Source organism: Tannerella forsythia 92A2, assembly GCF_000238215.1.
In the GTDB taxonomy this organism is placed as follows: Bacteria; Bacteroidota; Bacteroidia; order Bacteroidales; family Tannerellaceae; genus Tannerella; species Tannerella forsythia.
Genome location: NC_016610.1, coordinates 560654 through 575198 on the forward strand (window position 1 = coordinate 560654; position 14545 = coordinate 575198).

Consider the following 14545-nt stretch of genomic DNA (forward strand, 5'->3'; position numbering starts at 1 on the left):
AACGATGTTTAAACTGAATGTCCGGTATATTGTCAAGCTACTGGGGATGACTCATCTCCTTGAAAGTTTTTTTATGCTGGCCGCAACCGGAGTCGCCTTCGGATATGGCGGATGCGATTTCTACCCGTTACTCATCTCGACGGGGATCATGTCCGGCACCGGGCTCCTCTTGTATCTGATCGGGCGGAAAGGAAATGATTATCGTTCCGGACGCCGGGAAGGGATGCTCAGCGTGTCATTTATGTGGACGATGTTTTCCTTTCTCGGCATGCTGCCTTACCTGATAAGCGGCTATATTGACAACGTCACGGATGCCTTCTTCGAAACGATGTCCGGCTTCACTACTACCGGAGCAACCATCCTGACCGACATCGAGGCCCTGCCGAAAGGACTGCTGTTCTGGCGCAGCCTGACCCAATGGCAAGGTGGTATCGGGATCATCGTGTTTACCGTTGCCCTGATGCCGATTTTTGGCGGTACCGCCTCGCAGCTGTTCGATGCTGAGACCCCGAGCATCACACACGAGCGCTTCCTGCCACGCATCACGCAGGTAGCCAAACGCCTTTTCGGAATTTATCTGTTGATCACAGGCGTTGTCTTCGGGTTGCTCTGGATCGGCCCGATGAATGCCTACGATGCGATCAATCACGCACTGACCACCGTTTCGACAGGAGGATATTCAACTAAAAATGAAGGTGTTGCGTATTGGCAATCGGCGTATACCGAGTACATCATCTGTTTCGGGATGTGCCTCGGCGCAACAAACATCACGCTGCTTTATTTCTCGTTACGCAGACACTGGCATAAGCTCGTGCGCGATGAAGAACTCCACTGGTTTTATGGTGTGATCGCTACGGCCACTGTCATTGTAACGATTTGGTTGTTGGTTCACCAGCACGAAACGAGTATCGAAAAAGCATTTCGTCAATCACTCTTTCAAGTAGCCTCGCTGATCTCGACAACCGGCTATCTGACGGCCGACTATTCAACCTGGGGCGCTTTCTTTACCTTCATCATGCTCTTTATTTCGGTCGTGGCCGGATGCGCCGGATCAACCAGCGGCGGACTGAAGATGGGACGTTTTGTCATCCTGATCAAGAACATGCTCAACGAGTTTAAGAAGCAAACGCATCCGAATGCCGTGCTTCCGATCCGAATGAGTGGTCAAATCATCCCATCCCATATCGTACAGCGGGTTTCAACCTTTGCATTCGTCTATATGGGCTTGATTCTGCTCGGAGGAGTCGTATTGGTCCTCGACGGGCTGAACTTTGAAGAGGCACTCGGCATATCCGTCAGTGCAGTGGGCAATGTAGGGCCTGCCCTCGGGCAATATACCGATGGCAATTTCTCCGCCCTGTCGGCTTTCCCCAAATGGATCCTCTCGTTCCTGATGATGATCGGACGTCTGGAAATTTTTACCGTCTTGACGATTCTCCTACCCGGCTTCTGGAAGCGATAAACCCAAAGTGGCAATGTGTAAAAAAGGGGGCCAAACATTTTGTTTTGATCCCCCTCCTCTTTTTGAAGTTGTCACAGAATCTTCCGAAGGCGGAAGCCCCCATAACAGCTACTATCGCTACGTTTATTGACTGTTACGCCCGATTAATGTTCATGATGATGACCGTCATGATCGGGCGCGTCTTTGCTCAGTACAATATTACGTTCGGGAATCCGCTGTTCGTTTCCGGCAGCATCGGTACAATACACCATCAGGTGATATTTCCCCGGTGTGGCGTTCTCCGGAATTTGGATATCGTGATGATGGATATGTGCGTTTTTCTTCCCCGACACATCATAGCTTTTCTTAAAGGAAAACGCCACCGTGCCATCACCCGATTTAGTATGGGTATGATTGTCGAAATTACTATGTATTTCGATCAGATACGACTTCAGCATCACATCGTCCGACAAATCCATGTCGAAATGCACACCGTGCTTATCGCCGATTTTTAACACCGCACCCTCTTTGGGAGCATTCAACTTGATCTCCGGTTTCGTTACATCCGCTTTCTCGTCTTTGTCGCAAGACACGAGCATGAATGAACTGGCTGCCAATAGACAGACTGCTGAAAAATAAAACTTTTTTCTCATTTTAATAGTTGGTTAAATGGTACTTTAATATATAATTGGAAGTTTCGTCCCGGTTCGGGGATTTCAACCTTCCGATAAAAACTTAAATGATTAAAATATTTCGCATCGAATAGATTGCGAATGCTTAGCGACAGCTCAACCATCATGCCTGCTACAGCAAAGTCCATGCTCGCTCCGGCATGGAGCAGCTGAGCGCCCGGTGTCGCGTCTTCATTGCGGGCGATGCGGTGCTGAGCAACAATGTTCTGCCACTCGACATACGAGCGGAAGCGTTTGAAGCCCCAACTCAGTGTTTGACGTATGGAGAGCGGCGGCGAAAAGTTGAGTGCCGTATGCGTATCACGATTGCGGGTATAAACATACTCACCGGCGAAACGGTAGTGTAACCCGCGCGACAGATCGAGATCGAACGCAATTTCTCCACCCGCAAACAATGCCCGCGCGGGGGTATAACGGTAAACCTGCCCGGCATGAGGTAGCGCTGACCACTCGCCCGTGGGCTGAAGATAGATGTAACAGTCGAAGAGGCTGACGAAGGGCGACACGGTCAGTTCAAGCCCTGGCCGAGTAAGGCTGTAGGAGGCATCGAATTGCCAGCCGCGCTCGGAGCGGAGGGTCACATCGCCCTGCTCGTGACGGAAGGTACCGTGATGGACACCGTTCGAGGCCAGTTCGTTGGCGCCGGGCAGGCGAAAGCTGCGCCCGATGTTCGCCTTGAACAGATGAAGCGGCGACGGATTCCACACGATGCCGGCCGAGAAAGAATAATCACCGAAAATACGGTTTACATCATAACTTCTTTGTTTATATCGTTTTACCTGTTCATTAATATACCCTTGGCGACGCAGATATTCGCCCAGAAAAGGATCGTCGGAGGGAGCGATATCTATCTTCCCGAAGTCATAACGCGCACCGCCGTTGAGCGCAAATTCATGGGTGGGACGGTAAGTCGACAGCCAGTATCCGCCCGCGGCAAAACGCGTATACTCGGGCAACAGAAAGGCGTATCCGGCGATATCGTTCTTTTGCGCCTGCACATCGAGCCCGGCCGTATGCTCCCACGACAGATGATGCAACAGACGCGCTTTGAGTGCACCACTGAATGTATGCAGACGAAATTCCAGCTCCTTATCGGGGTCTTGCGCAGGCGGAAGTTGCGCATCGTAATGGGTGTGAAAGGCACTCCATTCTTCGCGATGATTATACTGATAGCCAAAGTCGGCCGAGAGGATGAGATCGTCGGGCGTGTATTGTTGATGTGTCATCACTTTGAAGTGATTGACGAGGCTGTAGGGCAACGCAATGTCACGGCTGTTGCCGTCGTCCTGCAAACGTGAGAGGTCCGGGGCACCGTGTGCACCAGGAAAAAAGCCCATCTTCTGAAAAGCGTTGCTGACCGTCACATTCATCCGATAACGGTTTCTTCGGTATCCCCCGAAGAAAGAAGCGTTACGTTCCATGCCGGCCGTATTCTTGAGCCTTCGACCATAGACGGGGATTTTGCGTGTGAGGTAGACAATTGTGTCGGCAGGTATACGATAGTCGCCGTAGCGCTGTTCGGAGAAGCGTGCCCTAACGAGCCACGCGCCTTTGCGCAGGCCAAGCATCAGCGATCCTCCCAGCGTGCCGTTGAGCGATTTGCTGAGTATCACGGCCTCACCGAAAAGCTGATCCACTGCCGGCCACGTGGCCGGCAGAATTTCGATGACGCCTCCCATGGCATCACTGCCGAAGATGAGCGACGACGGACCTTTGCGCACCCTGATTTCTTCGACATTAAAAGCATCGATCTCTAATCCGTGGTCGCTGCCCCATTGCTGCCCTTCCTGCTTGATCCCGTTCTCGGACACGACAATACGATTGAAGCCGAGGCCACGAATGGCGGGCTTGGAGAAGCCTGCACCGATATCCATCGAACGGACGCCGGGAATCTTCTCCATCGTTTGCACGAGGTTTCCCGTGAAATGACGGTTAAGAAAGTCTTTCCGCACCACGTCGATCGTGAGAGCGGTCATCTTCTGCTGTTGCCGATGATACGATTCCGAGACTACAACTTCGGACAAGGACACGTGCTTCATGCTGTCGGGCGCTTCGCTCTGGGCGTCGACCGAGCATACCGCAAAAAGAATCAGCAGCAGCAAACTATATCTGATATTCATACAAAATTATTACGTTAGCGATCGGATAAACCGTAAGTTTCACTCATTTAATGGTTAATGGTTATTCTTTACTACCTTGACGACCTTGTTACTTTTTTTCATTTTACCACAAGTTTTCATTCAGCGGTCAGCATTCGTCATTCTTCGTTTTTCTGTTTTTAGTCTATCAGCCAAACAAATCAACATCCAAAACAATCATTACATCGGCTTACAACCCTGCGCCGAGATGTGTACCCTTTTTCTCCCAACGCTTCGCATTGAGCTGAATTAACACACCTCTATTTATTAATTGTTAATTGTCATGCAGGGTACATGATTGGGGCTGTACCACGCATAACCATTGACGATTAAACATTAACAGTTAACCATCGAAATTATTTCCACCTGCGAAGATTAAACGCCCCAGGGGCATACATGGGCTGAAAGTCCGTTCTATTTCAGCCCCATCCCATAAAGGGTAGGGTATCGATTCCCCTGTCTTGTTTTTGAGGGCTGTAAGCCTGATGCAATTTATCAGTTAGCATTCAGCTTTCAGTCAACAATCGAAACATTTCAACAATTAAACAACTCAACATTCAAATGCCCAAAGGGCAGGCATCTAATACTCAAAAGGCTGAAAGCCCGATTTAGTTTAATGGTTAATTGTTAACGGTCAAGAGTTATCTTCCGGGTACATGACTTGGCATGCATTATGCATAGCCAACTAACAATCATCTATTTACAATTATTATATCGTGTATCACGCATAACAATTGACAACTGACCATTAATAATTAAATGTACGGTGGGGCACGCAGAGCGTAAGCGTAAAGAAGCGGACGGATGGTTTCACAAACAGCTGCCACCGGTTTACGCTCAGCGGTGAGAAGGGTAAAGAGACGAATCCGGAATATTTCACTTTGTGTGAAAGGCAGGAGATTGAAGAGGCAGATGAAGCAATCGTCATCCGACGAGGTGGTTTGCGGATTCTCTCCGTGCGTGCAACACATATCATACCCACACGCCTCGTGACGGTGAAATGCTTTCACCACAAAGACGGGTAGCAACGCAGCCAGCAGCAACGTCGCGATGACATATCTTCCTTTTGCACCTGTTATCACAATCTTCCTGCAAAGTTGAAAGCGCAAAGTAAAATAATATTTTTCAATGATGCAAATCTATCCAACCGTCAGTTGGAAACAAAAGGCGAGACCTCTGCAAAATACCTCTTTTATTTGCCCAATTCAACTATTTTTAATATAAGAGCTACGCAAAAACCATTCTCTCGGCACCGATAAAGACTGAAAGCAACGTGTCTGAAGCAACGATTCGTTTTCATTGCATATCTTTGCAGAGATTAATTGCCAATACCCGGTGCAGATATAGGCTGGGTAGGGTGTTTTCTGTCGGTTCTATAAGACATTGAATATGAAGTGCGGATGGATAATAGGAGTAACGATCGTCGCAGGGATGGCGGGGCTGTGGCTCTTGGGAATGCATGATAAACCGCTCGCCCCATCGCTCACGGTCAATAAGATTGTCGTCGAGAAAAGCAAACGGCGACTGAGTCTCTACTCCGGTGAGACTTTGTTGAAGACGTATCCGATCTCACTCGGAAAGTATCCTCTCGGACATAAAGCATTTGAAGGAGATCAGCGTACGCCCGAAGGAAAGTATGTGATTCATGATAAAAACCCTCACAGCGGCTATTACAAGAATCTGGGAATCTCCTACCCCAACAAACGGGACATCGCACATGCGAAAGAAATCGGGAAAGCTCCCGGCGGACATATCAAAATACACGGACTGAAGAACGGCTGGGGCTGGATCGGAAAAATACACCTGCTCAAAGACTGGACAGCCGGCTGCATCGCCTTGACAAACGAAGAGGTGGAAGAGCTCTATCAAGCCGTACCGATAGGAACCCCGATCGAGATTAAACCGTAAATATATTCTCACCGAAACCTTTGCAGTGTTTTTTCGTCGATGAGATATGCTAATCGTTGGTAATCCCCATTTACTTGCCGATACGGCATATTAGACCAATTGACTACAATGGTTTGAAAATCAAATGATAGAAATGTCTGATTTTGCTTTTTTTTCTGCGCTGAACTTTTGCAAAGATCATGCGTTTTTCCGGTACAAGAAAACAAATGAAAAGACTTTGATAAAAAAGGCGATGTATCGGATTTTTTTGCAGTCAGCCGGATGATGATATTCTATTTACGTTTCTTTTCAGATGCTTATTTTTAAGAAACAATATGCGTTTTCGTGGCAGAAATCTGTGGACATATGCAAAAATATTCTGTAAACTATGCTTTTTGAGAGAAAATAGTATTTACAACAAGTTATTAGAAAAATACTTGGCTTGAAATTTTATATTATGCTATAAAAACATTATGTTTGCAATACATAATAGATATAGAATATGAAATTCGTTGATAGAATAGAAGAAACGGCACGACTGAAGGACACTCTTTCAAGAGAGAAGTCTTCGTTGGTCGTAATGTACGGTCGCAGACGGTTAGGTAAGTCAACGCTTATCAAAAGGGTGTTGTCGGACAGTGATGTATATTTCCTTGCCGACCGTTCAGAAGGGCAACATCAGAGGACTTTGTTTGCAAAGGTGGTAGCACAAGTATTTCCTGATTTCGATAAGTTAACTTATCCAGATTGGGAGTCTATATTTCGTGCCGTTAATTATCGAACAGACAATCGTTTCGCTCTGTTCTTGGATGAATTCCCGTATCTGGTGGAACAATCCCCGGAACTGCCGTCAGTGTTACAGAAATTGGTTGATGAAAAGCAGTTGAAGTATAATCTCGTACTTTGTGGTTCATCCCAAAATATGATGTATGGACTCTTTCTTGATTCTACAGCACCTTTATATGGCCGTGCTGATGAGATAATGAGACTTACGCCGATACGCTTACCGTATATTCAGGAGGCTTTGCACCTTGACGCGGTGAGTGCCATTGAAGAGTATGCTGTATGGGGTGGTGTACCTCGTTATTGGGAACTAAGAGAAAACAGAAACTCACTTGACGATGCGTTGTGGCACAATATCCTCTCTGTAAATGGCACTTTTTACGAAGAGCCAGTAAAACTGTTTCAGGATGATGTAAAGGATATTGTCAAGACTTCTACAGTCATGTCTTATATCGGCTCCGGCGCAAATCGTCTTTCTGAGATTGCTGCCAGATGTAATGAGCCGGCAACTAATCTGTCACGTCCATTGAAGAAGCTGATTGACCTCGGATTTTTGGAGAAAGATGTTCCGTTCGGAATTGACGAAAAGAATGCAAAAAAGAGCCTATATAAAATAGCCGACCCATTTATGGCATTCTACTATCAGTTTGTTGTACCTAACCGTTCGTTCATCGAGATTGGTCGTCGTTTGCCATTAGAACGAGCTTTGGCAGCCCATTTCTCGGAGTATGTGAGTATGCATTGGGAAAAACTATGCAGGGATGCTGTAACGGGAAATCAGGTTAACGGAGTTGTTTACGGCAAAGCAAAACGCTGGTGGGGACCGGTTCTCAACGAGGATAAAAAGCCAGAACAAATAGAGATTGATGTAATGGCAGAATCACTTGATAAAAAGTATCTCTTAGTAGGTGAGTGCAAATGGACAAATCCAGAGAATGGTAGACAACTTACAGCCGAACTTCTCCGTAAAACCAATCTGCTGCCATTTGCCAAGAATTACACGATTTTCCCGGTCCTATTTCTTAAAAATGCACCGAAAGATGATGTCGGGAATGCGATGTTGCCGGAAAATGTTGTTGAGTTGATGAGGTAAATTCGTATAACGCCTATCCATGATGGCGCGGAATCTTTTCTTCTGTCAGATAAACCCAAATTACGCGATACACTGTTCGGCGTTTACCATTAATAATGGACGTGCGAATGTACGACAAAGGTTGCGTCAGGCTTACAGCCCTCCGCCGAGACGCGATACCTTTTTCCCCAACGCTTCGCATTGGGCTGAATTAACACGCCCTTTCAGGGCTCTTACAGCAGTCAGCCGTCAGTTCCGCATTCCTCCTTGGAAGGGGGGAAGGGGGATGTTCATATCGGCGTTATGACGGGTGAACACAGAGGTTCGCCCCTACATGAACTGCCCTTTCCTCTACCCTGTCATTCAGAGCGAAGCGATGAATCTCCTTCCTTCTCCAAGTGAGATTCCTCACGGTGTTCGGAATGACAAGGAGGGGCGTTCAGAGCACTTCCCTTGTCATCCAGAACGTCAGCGATGAATCTCTTTTCCTCTTCCTCGCGGGATTCCTCACTGCGCTCGGAATGACAGGGGTACATGTTGTAGAGACACAAATCATTGCGTCTCTACGGTGCGTACTGCGTTCATTTGCGTCCATTTGTGAAATTTGTGTTCGGACACCGTGTACCTTGTACATAACCATTACCCGATAGGGCTGAAAGCCTGCTTTATTTCAGCCCTATCCCGCAAGGGTGGGGTATCCATGCCAATACCTTGGTTAGAGGGCTGTAAGCCTGACATAATCGTTAGCGGTCAGTATTCAGCAATCAGTCAACAAATCAACATGTCAACAATAATGCAATGAAGGAGGCTTATCGGCAAATTCGTATAGCAGAAATATATGCAACTCGCGTAGATTGGATGACGAGTGGCAATGATAGCGAAGAGAGTTTTCATGAACGTATAAAAACAGAACTCGTCCAGATAGTTTTGTAAAAACTCCAGCTTAATGTCATGAAATGTATTTAGTAATTGTCGCTTGGCATTGCTGATGGCGATATGAACCCAAGGGAGTCATTCTCCCACTTTTTCTTTTGGGATAACCTGAGAGTGGTGTCGTGGTACAAAGTTTTCTAACTCCACGTAAGAAGTAGAATCATCCGTGTCGATTTGATTAGCTCCGGAGGCTAACTGCTGAACCGCCGCTGCATTAATGGTCTCTTTTTCCCAATAATGATCCGTGCCGCCGCATTTGGAACAAACAACACCTACTTAGCCGCGATACTCCTTGAATTTTTGCTTACAGCTTTCTTCATCAGGAAATTGGGATATAAAATCGATGAACGTCATATAACTTGATTTTTTTACAAAGACAATCATTCTTGGGTAATTATACGGATATTCATATTGTTTTTATATAAATAGTCGCTCCTTAATATTTGCTTAATATTTTGTGATTCAACAAAATAATATTGAAAACAGTTGCATATATTTGCAGGAATTTGTATCTTTACAGAATAAAACCCTGCGAATTATGTTAGGAAAATTACCGGAAAAAGGGCAGCGGGATTTGTTCCGCCCCATGCTGAAAGATTTTATTGACATGAAGCACGAACTTGCCGTTCTTGCAGACAAAATAGACTGGTCCTATTTTGAAAAGGAGTTTGCTCCACTTTATTCCGAGAGAGGAGCTCCGAGCGTACCCATCCGCCTGATGGTTGGTTGCTTAATGTTAAAACATCTATACAATCTTGGAGATGAGCGTCTACCGGAATTTTGGGTTCGAGATGTTTACTTTCAGTATTTCTGCGGAGGTGAATTTTTTGAGCATGAGTTTCCTTTCGATCCGAGTGATTTCGTTCATTTCCGTACCCGTGTGGGTGAAGAAGGGATAGGAAAGATTTTTGCTTACAGTGTCCGTCTGCACGGCAAAGAAGTGCCTAAAGAATCCAAGTTTGTCCTATCGGACACCACCGTGCAGGAAAACAACATTACTTTTCCTACGGATGCCAAGCTGTGCAAGAAAGTAATTGATAAATGCAATAAGATTGCTAAGAAAGAAGGAATCATCCAGCGTCAGCGGTACACCCGGGAAAGCAAACAATTGCTTCGCGACGCTTACAACGGAAAACATCCCAAGCGTGTCAAAAAAGCCAATAAAGCCAAAAGGCGGTTGAAAACAATTGCCAATGCCTTGTTGCGTGAGCTTGACCGCAAAATGAACGAAGAACAGAAGAGACTGTACGAAAACGAGTTCTCGCTTCTTAAACAAGCTGTAAATCAAAAACGAAATGACAAGGATAAAATTTACAGTCTGCACAAACCCTTTACCCGCTGCATAGCTAAAGGTAAGGCACACAAACAGTATGAGTTTGGGAACAAAGTCGGACTCATTACTACAGGCAAGAAAGGCAGAAAAATCATTACAGCCGTACAGACATTCTTAGACAACCCTTATGATGGAGACACCATAGAACCGCTTCTTAGACAGATGGAAGACAATGATTTGAAATTACCTCAAGAACTTGCGTACGACAGGGGAGGGAGAGGTCGCAGAGAAATAAAAGGAGTAAAAATCATTACTCCCAACAAACCTAAAAAATCTGACAGTGAATATCAGAAAATGCAGAAACGCAAGAAATTTAGAACCAGAGCAGGTATTGAACCTATCTTCGGACATCTGAAAAAAGACTTCCGTATGGAACAGAACTATCTGTGGGGCGAAAAAGGGATACATATTAATGCCTACATGGCAGCAACAGCTTGGAATCTAAAGAAAATGCTGGAAAAGATTAAGGAAAATCTTTTGCGTTCTATTTTTTACGGGTTTCTGCCAAAGGAAAAAATATACTTTTATTCCTTTTTATTCAAGAAAATCAATTGTTAAGGAGCGACTAAATAACTAAATCTACTTGCCAATACAGCATCATTACCCCTCTATCACTTAGGCGATTAGCCATTTAATCGGTACAAGGCACCCTAAAACAAATAAAAAAACAGTTTTATCTAACTGTTTTATAGGTGGTTACACACTTGTACCGCATGGCTTAGTTCTCAGTCTTTCAATCTTCTTTTTAGTGGTATTATCTATTAATCATCTAATTACAATACCTCCCATTTGTTTTTAGCACGCTTGCTCACTACAAAAGTACCCATTTCGGAGCATATCAAAGCAAAATGATGCAAGGAAAATACTCGACATACTTATTTTATCCTCCAACAATTATAATAGTGAGATTAAAAGCGTATATTTGCGCACTATATGATATATTGAAGATATGGCAAAGAATACAATGGGGACTAAGTTGCCCCGAAAGTTAGAGCAGAAGATGCAGATTGTGGGAGAGCAAATCAAGTTGGCTCGACTACGTCGTAATCTTAGTGTGGCACAGATTGCAGAGCGTGCCACTTGTTCCCCTTTGACCGTCTCTCGTATTGAGAAAGGATCTCCTACTGTGTCTATCGGGATCTACTTGCGAGTACTCTATGCCCTGCAACTCGAAGACGACATCCTTCTCATCGCCAAAGACGATGAACTGGGGCGTCGCCTCCAAGACCTCTCTCTCATCAATCGCCGTCGTGCCTCCAAGAAAGAATAAACTATGCGGAAACTACTTGTATATGCTGATTTTGATTGGCTGAAAGAGCCGATGCTTGTTGGAGAGTTGAGCTACGAGTCTTTGCGAGGCACTGACAGCTATGGCTTCCGATTCGATGAAGAATGGCTACGGACACAGGGTAGTCTGTTTCTAAGTGCAGACCTTAATAATTACTCGGGCGTACAATATACAACAGGTGGAAGTGATATTTTTGGATGCTTTTCAGATGCGTTGCCCGACAGATGGGGGCGAACATTGCTCAATCGAAGGGAGCAGATTTTAGCACAAGAGGAGAAACGCCCTCTTCGTCGTCTTACTTCCTTTGATTACCTCTTAGGAATTGATGATTATTCCCGAATGGGAGGCTTTCGCTTCAAAGAAAGTGCAGATACAGAATTCATCAATAGTACACCATCGCTAAGGATTCCACCCCTGACGGATATTCGGGAATTGGAAGCTGCGAGCAAGGAGATAGAACAAAGTGAGGAACGGAATGAACTCCCTGACAAAAGATGGATTGCACAGCTGATTCAACCTGGCACTTCTCTTGGTGGAGCGCGCCCCAAAGCAAGTGTGGCAGACACTGATGGTTCTCTATGTATTGCTAAGTTCCCTTCTCGTAAGGATGATTATGATGCAGAGTTGTGGGAACATTTCTGTCATTTGCTGGCAAAGAGGGCTGGGATTACTGTTGCCGACACAAGGGTACTACAAACTTCAGAGACCTATCATACGCTAATCTCCCGACGTTTTGATAGAACAGAGCAGGGAAGACGTATTCACTTTGCCTCGGCTATGACGCTCCTTGGATTGCATGATGGTGATAATGCCATGAATGGTTATGGTTACTTGGATATTGTTGATTTTATCGTTCGTCATTGTGCGGATGTAGAACATAACCTCAGAGAACTATATCGTCGTGTTGCTTTCAACATCTGCATTGGCAATAGTGACGATCATTTCCGAAACCATGGATTCCTGCTTACTCCCAAAGGTTGGACACTTTCTCCTGCTTATGATATAAACCCGACACTAAGTAAATATCAAAGTTTGTTGCTTACGGCTACTTCTAATGTGGCGGATCTCTCGCTTCTCAGAGATGCTGCTGAGGATTATATGCTGAGCAAAGAAGCTGCTAGTAATATCATCTCAGAGGTATGCGATGCCCTGAAAGATTGGCACCCTTTGGCTGCTCAACTGGGAGTATCCAAGAGAGAAATAGCCGTCTTCACTGATCGCTGGAAACTTTCAGCAAGTCATTGTGCAAAATAAATACCCCCGAAAAGGGGTATAATTGATTCCTATTCCTTATATTTGCCACTGATAAGGTATATAATGACTTTGGCGGAGTGAGTCGTGCATAGTGATATACCTTGAATATGTACCCAAAAGAGACAAAATGGGTACATATCCTTGAGACGTGTACCCGAAAACGGCATTTTGGGTACATATTCGGAATGTGGTACTTCAAGTAATTGATATAAATGATGGTAGCGAGGACAATCATAGCGCAGTACGTAAAAGAGATGCGTAAGAAATATAAACTGACACAAGTAGACCTCTCCGAGAAAGCAGGAGTGGGGCTACGTTTCGTGCGTGAACTGGAGCAAGGCAAGACCACGCTTCGCCTTGACAAGGTCAATAAGGTGTTCGAACTCTTCGGTTCGGAGTGTGGTCCCGTGCCGATCAAACGAGAAGGAGATAACGCATGAAACAAGCCGTTGTTTATTGGAAGACATTTAAGGCTGGGATTCTCACAGAAAGCGATGAGGGCTATTCCTTTGCTTACGACAAGGACTATTTGACTATGCCCGAAGCTCAAGGCATAAGCCTGACAATGCCTTTGCAAGAAGAACCTTTCCAAAGTAATACGCTTCATCCATTCTTTGATGGACTTATCCCTGAGGGATGGTTGTTAGCTATTGCTCAGAAGAATTGGAAGATAGACGCAAGGGATCGAATGGCTTTGCTGTTGGCTTGTTGCCGTGACTGCATTGGAGCGGTAAGTATCGAACCTCTAAATGCGACTGAAGATGAAGAATAGATGCCTATACTGCTACGAACCTTTGGTTGATGGAGAGGTGGATTACCATGCCAAGTGTTGTCGCAAATTGTTTGGAACGAGCCAAGCACCAATATTGCCTTATACGAGTAGTGAAGTACGAGTGTTGGCTGACGAGGTTGTTCGTTCGCAAACCACAGTGACAGGAGTACAACCCAAGCTGTCTCTCGACTTTGATCAGATGAGCAATTTGCCCAAGCGATTTACCATAGTGGGCTTGTGGGGACGGTTTATTCTTAAACCTCAAACAGAGCGTTATCCACATCTCCCCGAGTTAGAGGATGTGTCGATGCACCTTGCAGAGATTGCCAAGATTGAAACAGTTCCTCATGGACTGATGCGATTCAGCGATGGCGAACTATGCTATATCACTCGTCGCATAGACCGAACAGAGCAGGGGGAGAAGCTTCCAATGGAAGATATGTGTCAACTTTCAGAGCGTCTGACCGAGTATAAATACAAAGGTTCGCATGAGCAGATAGCCAAGCTGATCTCCAAGTATAGCTCTGTGCCTAAACTTGATCTTGTCAAGTACTGGGAGCAAGTACTCTTTTCGTGGCTGATAGGTAATGCCGATATGCATCTCAAGAATTACTCGCTCTATGCGCCAGAGGGGAACGAATATCAACTCACTCCAGCCTATGATCTGCTTTCTACGGCACTCGTTATTCCAGAGGACACGGAAGAACTTGCATTGACCCTCTGTGGCAAAAAGCGCAAACTCACCCGACAACACTTCCTCGAAGCGATGACAGCCTCAGGACTATATGAGAAGGTGTGTGACAATATTTTCGCTCGCTTCCAACACATCCTCCCCGAATGGGAAGCCTGCATCCGCCAGAGCTTCCTACCGAAGGAGATGCAAGAACAATACATCGAGTTGATTAGATCAATATCTCTCAGATAGATAAGCACAGTTAAACACAGATTGGGA

12 protein-coding genes and 1 pseudogene are annotated in these 14545 nt (G+C 45.6%); 9 read left to right on the top strand and 4 right to left on the bottom strand.

What is annotated here, in order from left to right:
- The first annotated feature begins 4 nt into the window (after positions 1-4).
- Positions 5-1462: a TrkH family potassium uptake protein gene (locus tag BFO_RS02315; RefSeq protein ID WP_014223972.1), complete on the top strand. Its 1458-nt coding sequence runs from the start codon at positions 5-7 to the stop codon at positions 1460-1462.
- Positions 1463-1605: 143 nt separating this feature from the next.
- Here BFO_RS02315 and BFO_RS02320 read toward each other — a convergent pair whose 3' ends face one another.
- The 3 genes from BFO_RS02320 to BFO_RS02330 all read right to left on the bottom strand — a co-directional run bounded on the left by BFO_RS02320 (position 1606) and on the right by BFO_RS02330 (position 5353).
- Positions 1606-2094 (bottom strand): DUF4625 domain-containing protein, encoded by a 489-nt coding sequence (locus tag BFO_RS02320; protein ID WP_041590593.1) that lies wholly within the window; start codon positions 2092-2094, stop codon positions 1606-1608.
- Entirely contained in the window at positions 2091-4247 is a 2157-nt protein-coding gene (locus BFO_RS02325; RefSeq protein WP_371706629.1) for a TonB-dependent receptor, read from the bottom strand. Before BFO_RS02325 ends, BFO_RS02320 begins: the two co-directional genes overlap by 4 nt.
- Before the next feature lie 779 nt (positions 4248-5026).
- Positions 5027-5353, bottom strand: coding sequence for a hypothetical protein (locus BFO_RS02330; RefSeq protein WP_052449021.1), 327 nt, complete (start codon positions 5351-5353; stop codon positions 5027-5029).
- A gap of 307 nt (positions 5354-5660) precedes the next feature.
- Here BFO_RS02330 and BFO_RS02335 point away from each other — a divergent pair, with 307 nt between their 5' ends.
- A complete protein-coding gene (locus BFO_RS02335; RefSeq protein ID WP_014223976.1) occupies positions 5661-6179 on the top strand; it encodes a L,D-transpeptidase family protein in 519 nt (172 codons plus the stop codon).
- Between the two features lie 481 nt (positions 6180-6660).
- Entirely contained in the window at positions 6661-8034 is a 1374-nt protein-coding gene (locus BFO_RS02340) for an ATP-binding protein (RefSeq protein ID WP_014223978.1), read from the top strand.
- A gap of 882 nt (positions 8035-8916) precedes the next feature.
- Here the strand turns inward: BFO_RS02340 and BFO_RS14755 are convergent.
- Positions 8917-9300: pseudogene (locus tag BFO_RS14755) on the bottom strand (transposase); the annotation flags it as partial.
- 184 nt (positions 9301-9484) lie between these two features.
- Here BFO_RS14755 and BFO_RS02345 point away from each other — a divergent pair.
- The 6 genes from BFO_RS02345 to BFO_RS02370 all read left to right on the top strand — a co-directional run bounded on the left by BFO_RS02345 (position 9485) and on the right by BFO_RS02370 (position 14518).
- Positions 9485-10837, top strand: coding sequence for an IS5 family transposase (locus BFO_RS02345; protein ID WP_046472573.1), 1353 nt, complete (start codon positions 9485-9487; stop codon positions 10835-10837).
- A 391-nt stretch (positions 10838-11228) separates the two neighbouring features.
- Positions 11229-11549, top strand: a complete 321-nt coding sequence (locus tag BFO_RS02350) for a helix-turn-helix domain-containing protein (protein ID WP_041590594.1) — start codon at positions 11229-11231, stop codon at positions 11547-11549.
- A 3-nt stretch (positions 11550-11552) separates the two neighbouring features.
- Entirely contained in the window at positions 11553-12821 is a 1269-nt protein-coding gene (locus tag BFO_RS02355; protein ID WP_014223982.1) for a type II toxin-antitoxin system HipA family toxin, read from the top strand.
- A 215-nt stretch (positions 12822-13036) separates the two neighbouring features.
- Complete coding sequence (locus BFO_RS02360; protein WP_041591054.1) at positions 13037-13261, top strand: helix-turn-helix transcriptional regulator; 225 nt, start codon at positions 13037-13039, stop codon at positions 13259-13261.
- A complete protein-coding gene (locus tag BFO_RS02365) occupies positions 13258-13593 on the top strand; it encodes a HipA N-terminal domain-containing protein (RefSeq protein ID WP_014223985.1) in 336 nt (111 codons plus the stop codon). Before BFO_RS02360 ends, BFO_RS02365 begins: the two co-directional genes overlap by 4 nt.
- Complete coding sequence (locus BFO_RS02370; protein ID WP_014223986.1) at positions 13583-14518, top strand: HipA domain-containing protein; 936 nt, start codon at positions 13583-13585, stop codon at positions 14516-14518. The genes BFO_RS02365 and BFO_RS02370 overlap by 11 nt, the downstream gene beginning before the upstream one ends.
- Positions 14519-14545: the final 27 nt, after the last annotated feature.